This is a genomic window from Mesorhizobium sp. WSM3224 (assembly GCF_000427725.1).
GTDB lineage: Bacteria > Pseudomonadota > Alphaproteobacteria > Rhizobiales > Rhizobiaceae > Mesorhizobium.
Genome location: NZ_ATYO01000001.1, coordinates 40,570 through 58,471 on the forward strand (window position 1 = coordinate 40,570; position 17,902 = coordinate 58,471).

The 17,902-nt window shown below is 59.1% G+C and carries 16 protein-coding genes; 8 read left to right on the forward strand and 8 right to left on the reverse strand.

Annotated features, from left to right (window positions below):
* Position 1: 1 nt before the first annotated feature.
* Positions 2 to 637: a 5'-methylthioadenosine/S-adenosylhomocysteine nucleosidase gene (locus YU3_RS0100195; RefSeq protein WP_027164335.1), complete on the forward strand. Its 636-nt coding sequence runs from the start codon at positions 2 to 4 to the stop codon at positions 635 to 637.
* A gap of 12 nt (positions 638 to 649) precedes the next feature.
* On the opposite strand, the gene YU3_RS0100200 is transcribed toward YU3_RS0100195, so the two are convergent.
* Positions 650 to 967 carry a hypothetical protein gene (locus YU3_RS0100200; protein ID WP_027164336.1) on the reverse strand — a complete coding sequence of 106 codons (318 nt, stop codon included), beginning with the start codon at positions 965 to 967 and terminating at the stop codon, positions 650 to 652.
* Between the two features lie 107 nt (positions 968 to 1,074).
* Here YU3_RS0100200 and YU3_RS35725 point away from each other — a divergent pair, with 107 nt between their 5' ends.
* Complete coding sequence (locus tag YU3_RS35725; protein ID WP_051333787.1) at positions 1,075 to 1,578, forward strand: MarR family winged helix-turn-helix transcriptional regulator; 504 nt, start codon at positions 1,075 to 1,077, stop codon at positions 1,576 to 1,578.
* A 56-nt stretch (positions 1,579 to 1,634) separates the two neighbouring features.
* On the forward strand, positions 1,635 to 3,212 hold the full coding sequence (gene guaA, locus YU3_RS0100210; protein WP_027164337.1) for a glutamine-hydrolyzing GMP synthase: 1,578 nt from the start codon (positions 1,635 to 1,637) through the stop codon (positions 3,210 to 3,212).
* Between the two features lie 976 nt (positions 3,213 to 4,188).
* On the opposite strand, the gene YU3_RS0100215 is transcribed toward guaA, so the two are convergent.
* From YU3_RS0100215 to YU3_RS0100230, 4 genes are all read right to left on the reverse strand, one after another.
* The gene (locus tag YU3_RS0100215; protein WP_156913262.1) at positions 4,189 to 5,223 is read right to left on the reverse strand and encodes a hypothetical protein; all 1,035 of its coding nucleotides are present in this window, start codon (positions 5,221 to 5,223) and stop codon (positions 4,189 to 4,191) included.
* Positions 5,224 to 5,554: 331 nt separating this feature from the next.
* Positions 5,555 to 6,214 carry a PIG-L deacetylase family protein gene (locus tag YU3_RS0100220; protein ID WP_027164339.1) on the reverse strand — a complete coding sequence of 220 codons (660 nt, stop codon included), beginning with the start codon at positions 6,212 to 6,214 and terminating at the stop codon, positions 5,555 to 5,557.
* On the reverse strand, positions 6,211 to 7,026 hold the full coding sequence (locus tag YU3_RS0100225) for a sugar phosphate nucleotidyltransferase (protein ID WP_027164340.1): 816 nt from the start codon (positions 7,024 to 7,026) through the stop codon (positions 6,211 to 6,213). The genes YU3_RS0100220 and YU3_RS0100225 overlap by 4 nt, the downstream gene beginning before the upstream one ends.
* Positions 7,023 to 8,318 (reverse strand): class I SAM-dependent methyltransferase, encoded by a 1,296-nt coding sequence (locus YU3_RS0100230; protein WP_027164341.1) that lies wholly within the window; start codon positions 8,316 to 8,318, stop codon positions 7,023 to 7,025. Before YU3_RS0100230 ends, YU3_RS0100225 begins: the two co-directional genes overlap by 4 nt.
* 254 nt (positions 8,319 to 8,572) lie before the next feature.
* On the opposite strand from YU3_RS0100230, the gene rfbC reads away from it, so the two are divergent.
* Entirely contained in the window at positions 8,573 to 9,130 is a 558-nt protein-coding gene (gene rfbC, locus YU3_RS0100240) for a dTDP-4-dehydrorhamnose 3,5-epimerase (protein ID WP_027164342.1), read from the forward strand.
* Here the strand turns inward: rfbC and YU3_RS0100245 are convergent.
* Both YU3_RS0100245 and YU3_RS35730 read right to left on the reverse strand, forming a co-directional pair.
* On the reverse strand, positions 9,119 to 10,429 hold the full coding sequence (locus YU3_RS0100245; protein ID WP_051333788.1) for a DUF4910 domain-containing protein: 1,311 nt from the start codon (positions 10,427 to 10,429) through the stop codon (positions 9,119 to 9,121). The genes rfbC and YU3_RS0100245 overlap by 12 nt on opposite strands.
* A 10-nt stretch (positions 10,430 to 10,439) precedes the next feature.
* Complete coding sequence (locus YU3_RS35730) at positions 10,440 to 11,507, reverse strand: SDR family oxidoreductase (protein ID WP_051333789.1); 1,068 nt, start codon at positions 11,505 to 11,507, stop codon at positions 10,440 to 10,442.
* A gap of 360 nt (positions 11,508 to 11,867) precedes the next feature.
* On the opposite strand from YU3_RS35730, the gene YU3_RS35735 reads away from it, so the two are divergent.
* From YU3_RS35735 to YU3_RS0100270, 4 genes are all read left to right on the forward strand, one after another.
* Positions 11,868 to 13,451, forward strand: a complete 1,584-nt coding sequence (locus YU3_RS35735; protein WP_245273380.1) for a lipopolysaccharide biosynthesis protein — start codon at positions 11,868 to 11,870, stop codon at positions 13,449 to 13,451.
* Positions 13,448 to 14,392, forward strand: a complete 945-nt coding sequence (locus YU3_RS38535; protein ID WP_051333791.1) for a glycosyltransferase family A protein — start codon at positions 13,448 to 13,450, stop codon at positions 14,390 to 14,392. The genes YU3_RS35735 and YU3_RS38535 overlap by 4 nt, the downstream gene beginning before the upstream one ends.
* Positions 14,393 to 14,438: 46 nt before the next feature.
* On the forward strand, positions 14,439 to 15,368 hold the full coding sequence (locus tag YU3_RS35745; RefSeq protein ID WP_036257574.1) for an NAD-dependent epimerase/dehydratase family protein: 930 nt from the start codon (positions 14,439 to 14,441) through the stop codon (positions 15,366 to 15,368).
* Positions 15,369 to 15,525: 157 nt separating this feature from the next.
* Positions 15,526 to 16,953: an exopolysaccharide biosynthesis polyprenyl glycosylphosphotransferase gene (locus YU3_RS0100270; RefSeq protein ID WP_245273403.1), complete on the forward strand. Its 1,428-nt coding sequence runs from the start codon at positions 15,526 to 15,528 to the stop codon at positions 16,951 to 16,953.
* Between the two features lie 28 nt (positions 16,954 to 16,981).
* Here YU3_RS0100270 and YU3_RS0100275 read toward each other — a convergent pair whose 3' ends face one another.
* Positions 16,982 to 17,659, reverse strand: coding sequence for a polysaccharide deacetylase family protein (locus tag YU3_RS0100275; RefSeq protein ID WP_027164345.1), 678 nt, complete (start codon positions 17,657 to 17,659; stop codon positions 16,982 to 16,984).
* Positions 17,660 to 17,902 lie beyond the last annotated feature (243 nt).

The following is a 17,902-nucleotide window of genomic DNA, read 5'->3' on the forward strand; positions in this document are numbered from 1 at the left end:
CATGGCGATTGCTGCAGCCATCGCCGGTAAGTCCGTTCTTTTCGTCATGGCGGCGGAGGCCGAATATGGTCCCCACCTCAAGAACCTGTTCACGCCATTGATGACAGGCGTCGGTCCGGTCGAGGCCGGCGTCAGGCTGGGCGCCGAGCTCGCGGCGTTGAAGGCCGAGGGAGCGCTTCCGGACCTGGTCGTTTCGCTGGGCTCGGCCGGCAGCCGCAAGCTCGAACAGACCGAAATCTACCAAGCCGTGTCGGTGAGCTATCGCGACATGGACGCTTCGCCGCTCGGCTTCGAGAAGGGCGCAACGCCTTTCCTCGACTTGCCGGTGACGGTGCCGCTGCCCTTCGTTATCCCGGGCATCAAGACCGCCGCGCTCTCGACCGGCGGCGCGATCGTCACCGGCGCCGCCTATGACGCGATCGACGCCGAAATGGTCGATATGGAGACCTTCGCCTGCCTGCGTGCCTGCCAGCTCTTCGGCGTACCGCTGATCGGCCTGCGCGGCATTTCCGACGGCGCGGCCGATCTCAGGCACGTCAACGACTGGAACCAATATCTCCACGTCATCGACGAGAAGCTGGCCGCGGCGATCGGCTTGCTGGAGCGGGCGATCGGCGACGGCCTGCTCGAGGGCTGACTGCACGTCGGATCAGGCGGCCAGTCGCTGCGGATCGCCGAAATCGATGCGTGCGATACGTCCACGGGCGGCGCCGGTTGCGTCGATATAGTCGATCGCCCCCGGTGTATGATCAAGCTTCCACGCGCCGGCAGGACCGTTCTTCCATTCGACCTTGTAGCCGTCGTCCAGCAGCGTCCAAACTCCGTGGAAGCGTGTGCCGTCCGGCAGGAGCATGTGCGCCCGATCGTCGGTTTCATAGTGGATGAAGGCGTTCTTGCCGCCCATGTCGATGACATGCGTGGTTCCGACCATGATAATGGCCAGCGTGTCCCTGTTCAGTATCGTCATTGTCCCTGTCCACGGGTTGGGGGAAAGCTGAACCGCTCCAACGTTTCGAAAGAGCCTCGACGGAGTGAATATCGTCAAGTATCTTGACTATATGGAGTTTGGATCGGATGGTCAAGGAGCTTGACGAAAAAGCCGAGGCGTTGCCCGACCATGTCGGCTGGCGGCTATGGCAGGCGAGCCGTGCGTGGCAGGCGCAGTTCGCTGCCGCGATGCGGGCAACCGGCCACTCCTGGTTCAGCGAAGCGCGCGCCGGGCTGCTCGGGCACATCCCCCGCGGCGGCACGCGCCAGGCGGCATTGATCGAGCGCGCGGCCACCACCAAGCAAGCGGTTCAGCAATTGCTCGACGGGCTGGAGGCGGAAGGCGTGCTGGAGCGGCTCCCCGACCCACGTGACGGCCGCGGCAAGCTTGTGCGCTATACGCGCAAGGGCCTGGATGCTCTGCGCGACGGCGACCGCATCAAGCTTCAGATCGAATTAGGCTATATTGGTCGCATCGGCGAGCAGCGGTTCGCGGCGCTTATGGATGCCTTGCGGGCGCTCGACGCAGCCCGGGGCGACGTGCCGGAAACGGCCGCCGCTGCTCAAGACGAAACATCGGAATCGAACTAGGCGGCGCGACCGCGCGACCCATTGCGCCGACTCGTTTCTTTCTCTAAAGGCTCGCCATGACGACAGCCAATCATCCCGATACCGTTCTGCCCGACACTGTCCTGATCATCGATTTCGGCAGCCAGTTCACGCAGCTCATCGCCCGCCGCATCCGCGAGTCGGGTGTCTTTTCCGAGATCGTGCCGTTCCAATCGGCCGAAGCAGCCTTCAAACGCATCAATCCGAAAGCGGTGATCCTGTCGGGCGGCCCGGCCTCGACCACCGATATCGGCAGCCCGCGCGCGCCGCAGATCGTCTTCGACGCCGGCGTACCGGTGCTTGGCATCTGCTACGGCCAGATGGCTCTCTGCGTTCAGATGGGCGGCGTCGCCGAAAGCTCCAACCATCGCGAATTCGGCCGCGCCTTCGTCGAGATCGAGAAGGACAGCCCGCTGTTCGAAGGCCTGTGGGCGCCGGGCCAGCGCCACCAGGTGTGGATGAGCCATGGCGACCGCGTCATCGAATTGCCGCCGGGCTTCAAGGTGCTCGGCAAGTCGGAGAGTTCGCCCTTCGCCATCTTCGGCGATATCGAACGCAAGATGTACGGCATCATGTTCCACCCGGAAGTGGTGCACACGCCGGATGGCGCGAGGCTGCTCAGGAACTTCGTCCACAACATCGCCGGCATCGAGGGCGACTGGACGATGCGCGCCTATCGCGAGCACGCCGTGGAGTTGATCCGCAAGCAGGTCGGCAAGGGCAAGGTCATCTGCGCGCTCTCGGGCGGCGTGGATTCCTCGGTCGCGGCGCTGCTGATCCACGAAGCGATCGGCGACCAGTTGACCTGCATTCTCGTCGACCACGGTCTGATGCGCAAGGATGAGGCGGCAGGCGTGGTGGAGATGTTCCGCCAGCACTACAATCTGCCGCTGATCCTGGTCGACGCATCCGACCGCTTCATCTCGGCGCTGGAAGGCGAGGCCGACCCCGAAAAGAAGCGCAAGACCATCGGCCGCCTGTTCATCGAAGTGTTCGAGGAGGAGGCGAAGAAACTCGGCGGTGCCGATTTCCTGGCGCAAGGCACGCTTTATCCCGACGTCATCGAAAGCGTCTCTTTCTCCGGCGGCCCGTCGGTGACGATCAAGTCGCACCACAATGTCGGCGGTCTGCCCGAGCGCATGAACATGAAGCTGGTCGAGCCGCTGCGTGAACTGTTCAAGGACGAGGTGAGGGCGCTCGGCAAGGAACTCGGCCTGCCCGAGAGCTTCATCGGCCGCCATCCTTTCCCAGGCCCCGGCCTGGCCATTCGCTGCCCGGGCGGCATCACGCGCGAAAAGTTGGAAATCCTGCGCGAGGCCGACGCGATCTATCTCGACGAGATCCGCAAGGCCGGCCTCTACGACGCCATCTGGCAGGCCTTCGCGGTCCTGCTTCCGGTGCAGACGGTCGGCGTCATGGGCGACGGCCGCACCTACGAATTCGTCTGCGCGCTGCGCGCCGTCACCTCAGTCGACGGCATGACGGCCGACTTCTACCACTACGACATGAATTTCCTGGGTGCGGCCGCCACCCGCATCATCAACGAGGTGAAGGGCATCAACCGGGTGGTCTACGACGTGACGTCGAAGCCGCCTGGGACGATCGAGTGGGAATGATTTTGGCCCATCCGGGGGTATCGAACAGCGTCCCGGAAACCTCAATAGCACACTGATAAATAAAATCAGCCAATGACGTTCGGGGACTGCCGGCCGGCAGAGACCGCCGCTGACGGATTTCCTGACGGTGTGTCTCGACGCGAACGCGAAGCCGTTTGGCCTGGTTCCTTCAGCCGGCTGACCCTCGCATTTATGCGAAGCGAGCCATATTGGCGCCATGGACAGCGCGCTTGGCGACCTGTTCCGTTCCGGCACCAACGCTGCTCGCGACGGATCTCATCAGAAAGCCGAAACCTGGGGATTATGCGATCATGTTCTTTCGCACCGGTATATTTTAGCTATCGTGAATATACGGCGGGCTGAGTCCGCCGGGCCGGCGTCCTTAAAGCCATCCTACCCCAACGAGGGCGCCGGTCACCTTGCGGCGTTGGGCCAGGTCCGTTGTCGTGCCGGTGCGGCGGTGACAACGGACCTGGTTCATCTGCTCGACCAGTTGGTGGCACGTGGTCTTGCACCGGACATTCTGCGGCATTGCTTCGGATTGCGCTGTAACAAAAAGGTCCGCGTCTCAAGCGCATTGGTCCTAATTGAATGATCTTTGCGCCCGCACTACCGGTCGTCACGTTGTCGGTGTTGATTTACCCAGGAGCTTTGCCCATTTGCTGATGTCAGTGCTGCAGAGGGAAAGTGAGCTGCGCTCAGCAATGAATTGAGTTGATTCTTGGTTAGCTCACGAGCTTGCTCGTCGGTGACGCAGGCTTCGTAGCCCACTGGCCGGCTAGTGATTACTCGACGTTCTTGCTCAAGATTTGAAAGTCTTTCGATCGCTGCCGCGTTGTTGCTTGTCATCTTAGGTCTTGATTCGCTTTATCCACTCACTGGTCTCGGCTCTTGAGGCGAATAAGCGGGAATGAGCGCATTAACCTTCGGCGCCTGACTTGGAGCTGCCATTTATCGCTGCATTTGTGTCAATTGGTCAGGGGCTGACGATGAAGCCGATGCCGTCGCGGCCGAGGTCTGCGCCACGTCGCGCCATCTCGGCTGCCTTAAGACCGCCGACGAGCCTGCGGATGGTCGGATACCAGCCGAGAATCTCCGGCGATACGCCGAGCTGACCGCGCCCCGGCTTTCTCGGTGGCCAGATGCGGAGGCCGAAATACCGAGCCGCCAGGCGATCGATTTCGCCGCTGAATTGAACGAGCAGGCTTCCGCGAGCGGCTTCGAATACTCGGGCCAGGCCATTGATATCCATCGATGGTTTTTCCGCCGGTCGCAAGGCCACCACAACTGCATCCCACATGCCCGGCAGCAGCATTTGCGGATGAGCAAGCATTGTCACTCTGGCACCTTGCTCGATCAGGGCGTCCTCTATGTAACGCCTGCAAGGGGTATCGCACAGGACCGCGATTTCTGTATTTCTGATGCTGAGGCCGGCATCGTACAGGAGCCGACAGCACAGCCGGGCTAAATCGGGAAGCAAGTTTATCGACGGATGCTCTAGATTTGGTGCGACGACTTTGACCTGCATCTCGCTGCAGGCATGCAGGTCGACCATCTCGGGGGAAAGTTCCCATGGCTCGGCCATTAGCGCTACCACTGAATGGGGACGGAGGAACTCGGCTGTCGTTCGTGATATTGGCCGTGTCCGCGGACAGTTCACAAGAATGTCGACCTCATTCCAGTGATGGGGGTGCATCCGTCGCATAATTTTCAGCTGAGCCGAATGTCCGGCATGGTTGGCCAGGTCCAGCGCGTCCCAAGAGGTAGCTGGACTTCTGGCGTGCTTTTTCCGCTCAGCTGTAAGCGCAAATACGGTTCGGGCGCCGGCGAGCGCCGCCGCGATTGCCGTGATCGCCTCTGAACCGAACCCGGCTCCAGTAACCACCACCTGTCCGTCGAGATCGAGTTGAAACTCTTCGACGCACTCGCGAATTGCGTTGACGACCGTTGCCTGGTCGATCTCGGCGTCTTGACCAAGATCTCCGTCCTCCGGCTGCAGGCCGTCGGTCACAGGGTAGGCCCGCTCATCGTCGCGGGGCCGGATTCGCTCGCAGAATGCACTTCCCATGAGGCTTGGACCGATAATATTGACATAATGGCCGGTTGTAATTCTTTGCATCGCCGCGAAATCTACTGCAGTCTTATCAGTTGTTTCGAGGGATTGGTGTAGGCCAAATCGCCTGATTTGTGGAGGAAATGTGCTCCTGCGTCTTCGACGGATCTACTTCGTTTGGAGGAAGGTCTGATGCTCCCGGACATGTTGAGACCACTCGTATACGATCAGCGGTTGAAGCGATCTCACCCACACAGGATCATGCGCGTCGGGTGACCGCTCCGCCTTTTCAGCCGAAGGACCAGGAAGCCTTTCGCACTACAAACCCCTCGGCAAATCCATCCTTGGCCCGGCACTCCATCCCGCGCAGCCGCGCTAGGCCACGAAACGTTTCAGCGTCGAACCAATCCTTGGACCGCTGGCTGCCGAAATGGGCAAGGAGCAACTCCGTTTTGCGCTGCATCTGGGCTTCGGACAGCGGCATATAGAAATTTGGCTGGCCCAAGTCGCCGTCCCATTTCGGGATCTCATATTCAAGGATGAGGTGATCTCGAAAAAGGTTCCAGGTGATCTTGTTAACTTCCCGATGATCCTGATGCGCATCATCCCGACGGTGGGTGAAGATCAGGTCGGGTCTGAATCCTTTGGCCTGGGTTGCAAGCCACTCCTTGATCTCCCGACCTTGGGTCGGAAAGTAACTGTCATCGAAATCGGCAATCGTGACGATAGGATCTACGACCCCTTCCAGAAAGCTATGTGCCGATGCGCGGGCCTCGTCGCTGCGGGCTCCACGTCCGCTCAGTACAAGCCAGAGCACGTCAAGTTTAGCTCCTCCGGCAACAAGGGATAGCAAAGTTCCTCCCGCGCCGATCTCGATATCGTCGGAATGGGCGCCAAGACAGAGTACGCATAGACTCTCCTGGGCGCTTCCGAGCGACAGGGCCCTCATGATCTGGCGACTGCGAGTCCAGATCCGCCGGTCCGCTCGCGCATCTGCCGGTTCCAGGGCATGTTGCCTTTTTCGACCATGTCCTCGAGCACCTGCCAGTCGCGCAAGGTGTCCATGGAGCGCCAGAACCCATCATGCTTGTAGGCCATCAGCATATCGGCCTCAATCAGCCTCCGGAAAGGTTCAAGCACGAGTTCCTCGCCTTCGCGCATGAAATCGAAGATTTCCGGTCTGAATAGAAAATACCCGCCGTTGATCCAGATATCTGAGCTCGCGGAAGAGCGGAACTCGCGGACGCGGCCGTCCTTTGCGATGTCCGCAAAGTGATAGGTAACCGGCGGGGGCACCGCCAGGAAGCAGGCGAGCTTTCCGCTCGCGCGGAACTTGCGCTCCATGTCGTCGAGATCGACGTCCGTGAGCCCATCGCTGTAGTTGGCAAGGAACATGTCGTCACCCCGAACCAAATCACGAGCCGCCCAGAGCCGTTCGCCGATGTTGCGCCAGATGCCTGTGTCGATGAGTGTGACTTGCCAGTCCTTGTGACTGTCATCCAAGAGCCTAACATCGCGACCGTCGCCGGTAACGACGCAATCAGCGAACATCTGCGGCCGGCTGTTGAGGAAGAAATCCTTGACGACGTTCGCTTTATAGCCAAGGCAAAGGATGAACTCCTCATGCCCGTAGTCGCTGTAGTATTGCATCACGTGGCGCAGGATCGGCTGCGGGCCGAGTGGGATCATCGGCTTAGGCACTGCTTCGGAATAGTCGCGAATGCGCGTGCCGAGCCCGCCGCAGAATAGAACGACTTTCATGGCTGGTGCTCCGCAGGATCGATTACCTTAACGAAGGGGATTGGCACGACGAATTTCGCGCCCCATGTGGCCACGTGCGACATCTGTTTGACGATCTCGTCCTTCAGGTTCCATGGCAGGATCAGTATGTAGTCCGGCTTGGCTTCCTGAATGGCCTCGACGGGCTTGATCGGAATGTGCATCCCAGGCGTGAAGCGTCCGTGCTTGTAGGGATTTCGGTCGACCGTGAAATCCAAAAAGTCAGTGCCGATTGCGCAATAATTAAGAAGTGTGTTGCCTTTGCCGGGCGCCCCATAGCCGCAGATCGTCTTGCCTTCGTTCTTCGCCGCTATCAGGAAGCTGAGCAGGTCGCGCTTGGCACCGTGGGCGCGATCGGCAAATGACGTGTAAGTCGTCATCTCCTTGAGCCCGCCGCTCACCTCGCGCTCGAGCAGTCCACTCACCGCCGGCGACGGACGATAGTTGCTATCTGCGCGCGCGAGGTAGACCCGCAGGGAACCTCCGTGGGTGGGCAGTTCCTCTACGTCGAAGACCTTGAGGCCGTGGCGGGCGGCCATCATGTCGATGGTTGTCAGCGAGAAATAGGAGAAATGCTCGTGATAAATCGTGTCGAACTGGTTTTCATCGATGAGCCGCTCAACGTGCGGGAACTCAAGGGTCACCACGCCTTGCGGCTTCGTCAGGAGCGCGATACCTGCAACGAAATCGTTGAGGTCTGGAACTTGCGCAAGAACGTTGTTGCCGACAATGAGGTCGGCCTGCTTGCCTTCAGCGATGAGTTCGCGCGCCAGGCGTACGCCGAAGAAGTCGATACGTGTCGGCACACCCTTGGCGATGGCAGCTTGCGCGACGTTCGCCGCGGGCTCGATGCCAAGTGTGGGAACACCCAGCGGTTGGAAATGCTGCAGCAGATAACCGTCATTACTGGCCAGTTCGACCACAAGGCTGTCTTGTCCGAGCCCGAAGCGCGCCGCTGCGTGATCGCAGTAGCGTTTCGCATGTGCGACCCAACTTGTGGAATACGATGAAAAATATGCGTACTCAGTGAATATCTCTTGCGGACTGATATGCTCCGGCAGCTGTACCAGGAAACATTCCTCGCAAACCATCACGTGAAGCGGGTAATAGGTTTCCATATTGCCTAGCCGGTCCGGCGATATGAAGTTTTCGCAGGGCGGCGACATCCCTAGATCGATAAATGTATGACGAATAGGCGCCGCACAGAGCCGGCAACGTCTTTCGTGTTCGATGTCGGCGTCTTGACGGCGCATATCAGCTGGATGAAAATTCATGAGATCCAAGCCCGGATTTGTCTGCGGCGACCTTGAACCCGTCAGCGAGAGCCGCCGACTTGGTATTCTGACAGACGAGGTAGTCAAATCGAATGAGGCTCGGCCTAGGTTGACCCGGAAGAGGTACGCGGACGCCCTTTTTTGATCGTTTATTCTTTGAGTGAACGGCAGTTGGTGTAGAACCACAGCAAGATAGCTTTTGCTGCGATGCACCGCCGGCAATGTAGGCTGAGGATCGTCGATAGGAGCTTCGCGTGCGTTTTCATCCGTCTTCGCTCGGCGGGCCAATGTTGGTCGAACCGGAACCCATCTGGGATCAGCGTGGGTTTTTTACCCGTACTTTTTGCGTTTCTGAGTTTGCCGACCAAGGATTGAACACCAGCTTCGTCCAGCACAGCATGTCCTATTCGCAGCACAAGCATACGCTGCGCGGCATGCACTTCCAGAATCCGCCCCATGCAGAGGTAAAACTGGTCAGTTGTATTGCAGGAGCTGTTTACGACGTCATTGTGGATCTGCGTCCGCAATCGCCAAGCTACCTGAAATGGGAGGGATTTGAGTTGACGGCTAGTAACCGCCGCTTGCTCTACATCCCCAGCGGGTTCGCCCATGGCTTTCAGACGCTCGGGCCCGACTCGACGGTGAGTTACATGATTTCCGAGTTCTATGCGCCGGGGGCGGCGTGCGGCTTACGATTCGATGACCCATGCCTGGCGATCGACTGGCCTGCTTCACCCAGCATATTGTCCGATCGCGATAGGCATTGGCCGCTGCTCGCAGCCGAGGCGCGCCATGCTGAGCTACTGAGCTGACAACAGCCCGTGTTCGCGCAAAAGCCGGGCAGCCTCGGCGACATCGGCGAAGGAAAGTCCGGACCGCTCGGCCATAGCTAGCAACGAATTACTGCCGTCCGCTAGATTGAGAACCCATAGCATTGGCATCGCCCCATGACTGGAAGCTTGAAGACCTCCAAGCGCCGCGTATAAGCCGCGCCTGCCAAGCTGGGGCTCGCCCTTCGGGCTGAGGTTGAGAGGGACCCAGTCTTCCTCGACGACGTCGATTACGTCCGTAAGTATATCGTATGAATGGGCCAAATGCTCCGCACGAATGAAATCAACATCGTCGGCGGAGGTGTGATATTGCGGAAAGGTGCCGTGGGCACCGCGTTGGAACAAGCCGACAGGCATGTTGAAGCCGGGCGAGCAGAACTGGCGCTCGTCGTAGCCGTACGGACTAAAATCCACCACGTTAGCCGATTGCCCAGGAAGGTGGGAAAGGACGTGTGCCATCGCCCGGTCGATGAAGGCATCACCGCGGCGGCTGCGTTTGTACGTAGGGCCCTGGCTGTCGCCGACGCAAGAGACCACGAGACCGTGGTCGATTTGTGGGATTTTATCCTCATTGGCTGCGAGCCATGCCAGGGAGCCAATAGTTCCGGGAATGAAGAGGAAGCGATAGCTATAGCGTGTCTGACGCGCGCGGAGCTCTTCCGCCAGGACCGTCAGCAAAGCCAGGCCCGAGCAATTGTCGTTCGCCATGGAGGGGTGGCAGATATGGGTGGTCAGCAGGAACTCGCGGTCACTCGTGCCCTTATGGAGGTATTCACCGTACGTCAGCGCGCCTTGCCTAAGTTCGCTATCGATGTGAACCCGGTAGCGACCTTCTGGAAGTGACATCAGGAGATTGTGCGGCATGCAGAATCCCCACCGTTCCGAATAATAGGAGGTGCGGTAGGGAATAAGGTCGGGCTGCTCCGGTATCGTGAAGACATGTTCCTTCAAATCGGCGAGGCTCACCATCTTGTCGACCGGAACGCTGTAATTCAGGACATGGAGATTGGAATGCCGGAAATCGACGATTCGGTTGCCGAGTTCGTTCTCGATGTAGGCCTCGCGGATAATCCATTCTTTTGGTATCACCCAATCGAAGACGGGCGTTTCCGTCGCAACCTCATGCACCTCGATCGGCAGATGGCGTGACAAAACGCGCAGCGTATCGCGAACGCCGGCACCAGTGATGCTGCGCGCTATCGGGAAAAGTTCTACGGCAAGTTCGTAAATCTCCTCGCCCAATCGGGCAGACGTATTCAGCTGTTGAGCGCCGTCATCCATATCGCCATCGTTACTGCAGCATCGCGGCCGGAATTTTTGCCCGGCCGTGCACCTCGCGGCGAAGATCGTCGGCGAGAACGCCGGTCGCCATCAGGTGCTTGATATGAGCGATCCGCTGATAGCGTGGCCCCTCGAACTCACCGGGCGTCAGTCGTGATGACTTGAGCACGCTGAGAAGTTGCTCCGCCCCGCTTCGGGCGTTGTGGCGAGGGATTGCGTCAGGCAGCACGCGAGCAAGCTTGCTGAAGTCGACACGATACGAGCGCTTGTCCGGTCCAGCATCGCTAGCGAAGGTGAGTTGGCAGCCTGGGACGACTTCGGTGACGATGTCCGCGATGTCACGGATCCGGTAGTTATGCTCCGTGGATCCGACATTGAACGCTTGGTTCCAGACCGCTTCGGTCGGTGCCGCAAGACCTGCGATGAAGGCTCGGCATATATCCTCGACATGCACGAGCGGTCGCCAGGGCGTTCCATCCGATTTGAGATAGAGCAGCTTTTCCGAAATGGCCCACGCCATCAGATTGTTGAGCACAATGTCGAAACGTATGCGCGGCGAAACGCCATAGGCAGTCGCCGGCCGGAAGTAGACCGGGCAGAAATCGGCGTCGGCCAGCGCCGAAATGCCTCGTTCCGCCAGAACCTTGGATTTTCCATAGGCTGTGACCGGATTGAGTTCGCCGGTCTCATCTATCAGGTCGTTCTCGGAAACCCCATAATTGCTGCATGAGGAGGCGAACAGGAAGCGCCGCACTCCCGCTGCCTTGGCGACATGCGCGACTTGAACGCTTGCCCGATGATTGATCGCGAAGGTGATGTCGGGGTTGAGGTTGCCCAGCGGGTCGTTGGAAAGTGCTGCAAGGTGGATGACGGCCTCGACATTGACGAAGTCCTCTCGGCTCGCGTCGCGGACGTCCTTGCATATGCTCGGAACATTGGTGAGCTTGCCCGCGGGGGCAAAGGTGCAACGCTCGTACAGATTGGCATCGTAACCTATGACGTCGTGCCCTGCAGCGATCAGCATGGGCACCATCACAGAGCCGATATAGCCTTGATGGCCCGTGACCAGAACTCGCATTGTTCCTCCTGCAGAATGCATGGTGCTGTTTCGACCTTCGCATGATTTTGTCTCAAGGCGAGTGACCCAATCGGATGAAGGGTTTAGATCTGTCGGCCATGCCCGCAAACTTCCGTACATTGACGACGAGTCGACGTCCTGTGCTCGCCGTTCTGGTCAGCTGCAGGATTTATCAGGCAAAGAAACCGGATCGTGTCCAGCACTTCACCGGGACCGAGCAACGCCCAGATACCTCGACGCCACTCGGGCCGCATCCCTGGCTCTTCGGAACTAATTCAAACGGGCACTGGCTAATCACAATTGATATAGGCCACCTGCGGTGTGGAGAGGTGCCCGCGCGAGCCATAAGCTGGCAGGGTCTTGGCGGTAGGCTCACGCCGCCCGGTAACTCGACTGTGGCACCGTCACAAGTCTCGGATCGTACGTCGTCTTCTTGCAAGGAGTTCGAAGCTGGAGGAGCTGAAGGGAAAATCGCTGCGGGGCGCGTTTGCCAAGCTTTGCGGGCAAGGGGTTTCCTTTGTCCTGCGGCTCGGCTTTGTCGCCGTGATGGCACGCCTCCTGGAGCCGACGGATTTCGGACTGGTCGCCATGGTGACGGTGGTTACCGGCTTCTTCGACCTTTTCGCCACCGCTGGACTCTCGGCGGCGACGGTTCAAAAAGCCGATATCAGCGATGAATATGTATCGACCCTTTTTTGGGTCAATGTGGAAGTCGGCGTCGCCCTTGGTGTGCTCTGTGTCATCATCGCGCCTTTCCTGGTTGTTTTCTACCAAGAGCCTCGCCTCCTTTCGGTGACTGCCGCGCTGGCAGCCGGTTTCTTGTTCAATGCCTCCGGAGTGCAGCATCTTGCACTTCTTCAACGCTCGCTGCGCTATGGGGTTCTGTCTGTCATAGAGACAGTTGCCCAGCTAGCCGGCGTTGCGACCGGGCTTGGAATGGCCTTTTGCGGCTTTGGCTATTGGGCGCTGGTTGGGTCCGCACTCATTCAGCCAGCGACGATGACCCTTCTTATGTGGCTCTCGACTTCCTGGCGTCCGGGAAAGCCCGGAAGGCTCTCCGATGTGCGGTCCATGCTAAGGTTCGGGGCTACGATCACGTTCAATAATCTGGTCGTCCATCTGGCCTATAATTTCGACAAGCTGATGATCGGGCGCTATCTGGGGGCAGACGCCCTGGGCATCTATGGACGAGGCTATCAGCTCATCAATATACCGAACACGACGTTGCTGTCGGCAGTCGGTGGAGTGGCCTTTTCCGCCTTGTCCAGGCTACAGGGCGATCCCGTGCGCTGCAGAGCGTATTTCCTCAAGGGATATACGCTCGTCAACAGTCTTACACTTCCAACGACAATGTTCTGCGCAACCTTCGCGGACGAGATCATTACCGTTGTCCTTGGACACAAGTGGCACGCTGTGACGCCGATCTTCCGCTTGCTCGCCCCGACGATCCTGGTTTTCGGGATCATCAATCCAACGGGATGGTTCCTCCAGTCGACGGGTCTCCAGGGACGCAGCCTAAAGATGGCATACGCCATCGCCGTGCTGGTTTGCCTGGCAGTCATCATAGGTCTTCCCTACGGAGCCAACGGTGTGGCGCTCGCCGTTTCTGCGGCTATGACCGTGTGGGTGGTACCGCATGTCTTCTGGTGCGCGAAGGGGACGCTTCTGTCGCCCTTCGATCTCTTTGCTGCGGTCTGGCGGCCACTGCTGGCCAGTATCGTGGCGACCGGCGCGGGACTGGAGGCGGCGTTCTATCTTGAGCCGTCGCTCACGCCGCTCCTTCGGCTTCTAGTCGGCGGGATCGTCATGGGGACGGTGTACGTCTGTCTGCTCGTGTTCGTCCTGGGGCAAAAGCAGTTTTACCTGGATGTCCTGTCGGCGCTGAAGCCTGCATCGCCAGATCGAATTGCCGATACAGCCGCCAATCTTGGAGCAAGCAGATGAGCGAAAGTGTTCCACGGCTGAGCATCGGCCTCGCTGTCCGCAATGGAAAAGGGTGGGTGGAAAATTGCATAGAATCCATCATCCGCCAGGATTTCGAGGATTTCGAACTTATCGTTTCCGACAATGCATCTGACGACGGGGTGACAGAAACAATTGCAACCTATGCCCGGGTCGATCGACGTATCCGGCTGAACGTCAACCCCTTCAACGTTGGCGTCATCGAGAACATGAACCGGGTGCTGCGCCTGGCGCGTGGCACATTCTTCCGCTGGGTCAGCGCCGATGACTGGCTCGAGCCGGGCTGTCTCTCCACATGCGTGAAGACGCTTGAAGACCGATCTGACGCGATTGGCCTGACCACCGGCTTCACCATTTACTCGCCCGAGGGGGCGGTGAGATGGGAGGACTATCGGGGCGAGTTCCCAAGCTCGGGCGACGCAGCCCGGCGGTTTGAAAGGATGTTGTGGTTTTACCATGCCGGCGACGCCAAGTATGACCCGATCTACGGCATGTATCGACGCTCCCGGCTCCTGGAAACACGCATGCTTCGCCGCTCCGAGCAGACAGACTGGCTCATATGCGCGGAACTAGCGCTGGCAGGGCCGATCATTCACATCCCCGATCGGCTCGCGAACCGTACCCAGAAGCCGCGTCGCGGCCTGGACCGAGTTGCATTCCGCCGGCGCCTTGATCCCACCTGTAGCGAAGAACTCAGAACCTGGCCGTCCCGCACCTATCGCGATCTTCGCGATATCGTCGGTTCAGCAACGCTTACCGAGGATCAGGTGCGTCGATGCGAAATGGCGCTTCGCCGCTTCTGGGCGAAGGAAACAATCAGGGCCGGACGTGCGCAACTGTCCGACTCAAGGCATTTGCTGCTTAGGCGCCTGCGCGGAAATCAGGGCCGCTTCGTTTCATCGACACCTGTGGGTCAAGACTAAGGATGAGGGCGATGGCCCAGTCGCCGGAGATGGAGGGTCGGCCGAGATGGTCCACCAAAATCCAAAGACCACAGACCTCAAGGTTCTGATCACCGGCGGGAGTGGCTTTCTTGGCTCTCACCTTTGCCAACGGCTCGTTGGACTTGGCTGCGAAGTTCACGCGACCTCACGTTTCAAACGAGAGAGAGACGATCACGGACCGATCTGGTGGGAAGCCAACATGGCCGATCTCTCGACGGCTCGTCGCGTTGTTGCCGCAGTGAAACCGGACATTATCTATCATTTGGCCGGCGCGGTTGGCGCGAGCCCCGACCTTGAATTGGTTGTACCGACTTACCAGAGCCTGTTGACCAGCACGCTCAACCTGCTGATGGCCGGAACGGAGGCCGGCAGCGGCCGCATTATCCTAAGCGGCTCCTTTACCGAGCCCCAGCCGGGTCTCGCGCACCCCACTCCATATTCACCCTACGCAGCGGCGAAATGGGCGGCGTCGGGTTACGGACGCATGTTTCACACCCTCTTCCAGGCACCGGTGGTCATTCTACAGCCGTTCATGGTCTACGGACCGCGCCAGGCACCTGCCAAGCTCATCCCGAGCGTAATCAAGTCGCTCCTTGGCGAAACCGCACCCGAGGTGACCAGCGGAAAGCGCAAGGCTGACTGGATTTATGTGAACGATGTGATCGACGGGTTCGTTTTGGCGGCGACGACAAAGGGGATTGAGGGGAATACGATCGACCTCGGATCTGGCCGCCTCGTCTCTGTTCGCGAAATCGTCGAGAGGATTGTTGCAATCGTTGGCTCCGCGCCCGCTCCTGTTTTCGGTGCGTTTCCCGACCGGCCGGCTGAAAACGAGGTCATCGCCGACACCGAGTGTGCGTTCGCGCGGCTCGGCTGGGTGGCTAAAACCTCGCTCGATGAGGGTCTCAGTCGAACCGTGCAGTGGTACCGCAAGGGTGCTGTGGCGCCGCAATAGCGCAAGTCTTAACCAACTACTCCTTCTGAATAACTGGGATGCGCCCTGCGCACTTTTGTAGGCGTTTTATGCAGCGCCGGACCAACCAGATAATGTGCAAGAGTGGGGCGTTGCAGCCTGTCTTTTGTCAGCACTGTCCGGTGTATTTAAAATGGATATGTCGCCGATCGCTAGTTTTGAGACGGCAAGGGGGTTTGTAGCCAGCCCTTCCGGACGTTCCCTTGTTTCGTACCGGTCGGTACCCCCGCTGGCTATCATAGCAGATACGTTGGCCATCACCGCGGGGTGCGCCATCTGGTGCGCGCAATCGGGCGGGGATGGAGGATCGGTGGCGATGCTCACACTGGGTATCGCACCCATCGCCTGCGCGCTATTCGTGTGCTCGGCGAAGCTGGCCGGCCTCTACCAGCCTTCGACAATTCTTTCCGAAAACATGCGGCTCCACGTCGTTACGTCGCTATGGCTATGCACGGTGACGCTCCTCGGCGTGAGCACCTTTGCCCTGGGCAAGGAGGTTGCTCCGGAAACTGGCGTCACCTTGGCGCTCGAAGGACTGATCTGGCTTTTGGCTCATCGGGTGTGCTGGCGGCTGTTTGTCCGCAGAGATTCTGCGAAAGGAACCACGGCAGGCCGCAAAGCGCTGTTGATCCACCAAGGGGCCTCTCCCGATGCCAACGCGGCCTCTGAACTGCAGCGGCATGGAATCCACATCGAATATCGATTGAACCTCGGGGCACCGGATGACGAAGCGCTGATAAGGCAGCGGATCGAACTGGCAGTCGCGATCGCGCAGAACTCGGATGTCGATGAGATACTCATAGCGGCCGATGTTCGAGATTGGCAGCGGCTCAAACTCCATCTAACGCTTCTGCGCCAGCTTCCCTTGCCCGTCTCGCTTATTGCGCCGGACTGGTTGGCAGATTTTGTAAAGCAGCCCGCTCAGATAGTCGGCTCGTCGGCTCTCGTGGAACTGCAGCATCCACCGCTCACTATAGTCCAGCGAGCAGCGAAGAGGCTTATGGACATCGCCATCTCAATGGTCGCTTTGGCGCTGCTTTGGCCGCTCATGACACTTATTGCCGTGATGATCCAGCTCGACTCGCGCGGTCCGGTGCTGTTCAGGCAGACCCGCATAGGCTTCAACGGAAAGGCCTTCAAGATATACAAGTTCAGGACCATGAATGTCCTGGAGGACGGCCCTGGAATTCGGCAAGCGACTTCCGAGGACAAACGCACCACAACCTTTGGCCGTTGGCTTCGCCGAACCAGCATAGACGAGCTGCCGCAGTTGCTGAACGTCCTCATGGGCGACATGTCGGTCGTTGGACCGAGACCGCATGCGGCTTCGCACGATAGCGAATTCGGTCGGGCGATCGCCAACTACGCCTTTCGCCGTCAGATGAAGCCGGGCATTACAGGCTGGGCGCAGGTAAGCGGATTCCGCGGCGCAACGCCGGAAGTCGACCTGATGACGAACCGGATCCAGATGGACATGCTCTATATAGAGAGATGGAGCATCTGGCTGGACATTCGCATAATCCTGCAAACACCGTCTGCTGTTTTACGCGGGCTAAATGCTTACTAGACGCAACGATAATAGGGCGCAGCCGGAGCTACCAAACAGACTTGCGAACATGCGAGAGACTGGAGCGCAACCGCCTGAGATAAGAGTCCTGGAGCGCTAGGTCCTTTGGGATGTCCTTCCATTGCCATGAGCGGTCCAGCGTGTTGCGCGGCTTCAACCAGGCTTCCCGGGTAGCGATGCCGCGCCCCGACGTGTAGACGCGGCCGTACCCTTCAGCTTTCAGTTTTTTCAGAACGCGGCGATCATAGCGGCCGAAAGGAATACTGACCTCACCGATCTCGCAACCGCAGATGTCTTCCAGCTTGCGCTTGGCATCCACTGTTTCGATGTGCAACCGAGTATCATCGAGCTTGCTCCAGTCGAGATGGTGCATACCGTGGCTCCCGATCCGCATACCCTCCTGAAGAAGTCGCCTGATTGCCGATGCATTTAGGTACCCGCGGGTTCCCACTCGCCCTGCGCAAACAAAAAACGACGCAGTGAGGTTCCTTTCGAGAAGTGCGGGCAACGCAATGTCGAGGTCACTTTCATTGCCGTCGTCAAAGGTGATGAGGACGGGGTAGTCGCTCGAAGCTGTAGAAACTCTGTCCAAGGCGGCGAAAAATGGATCCGCGTCCCACCAGTAATCCAGTTCGGCTTTTTCGATGCCGGGCGGGGCTATGCCTATGCCGTGGAAGTTGATGAAGCGCTCTCTCGGTTCAGCCACGCCTAGTTTCCTATAACCGCCTTTTTCTTTTCGATCTCCAGCCGATAGCCTGAAATGGTGATCTCGCTGGCTCCCGGCGCATAGAATACAAATTCTATATCTTCCAGAACCCTCTCATCATGAACTCGTTGTCTCCATTCCTCAACCGACTTGGCGGCTCCCCGGCATCACACGATCGGGCAGGCTCGTTTATGCGACGGACTTTTCCGGGGTGGTCGCGATCTCAATACCGGGAACACCCCC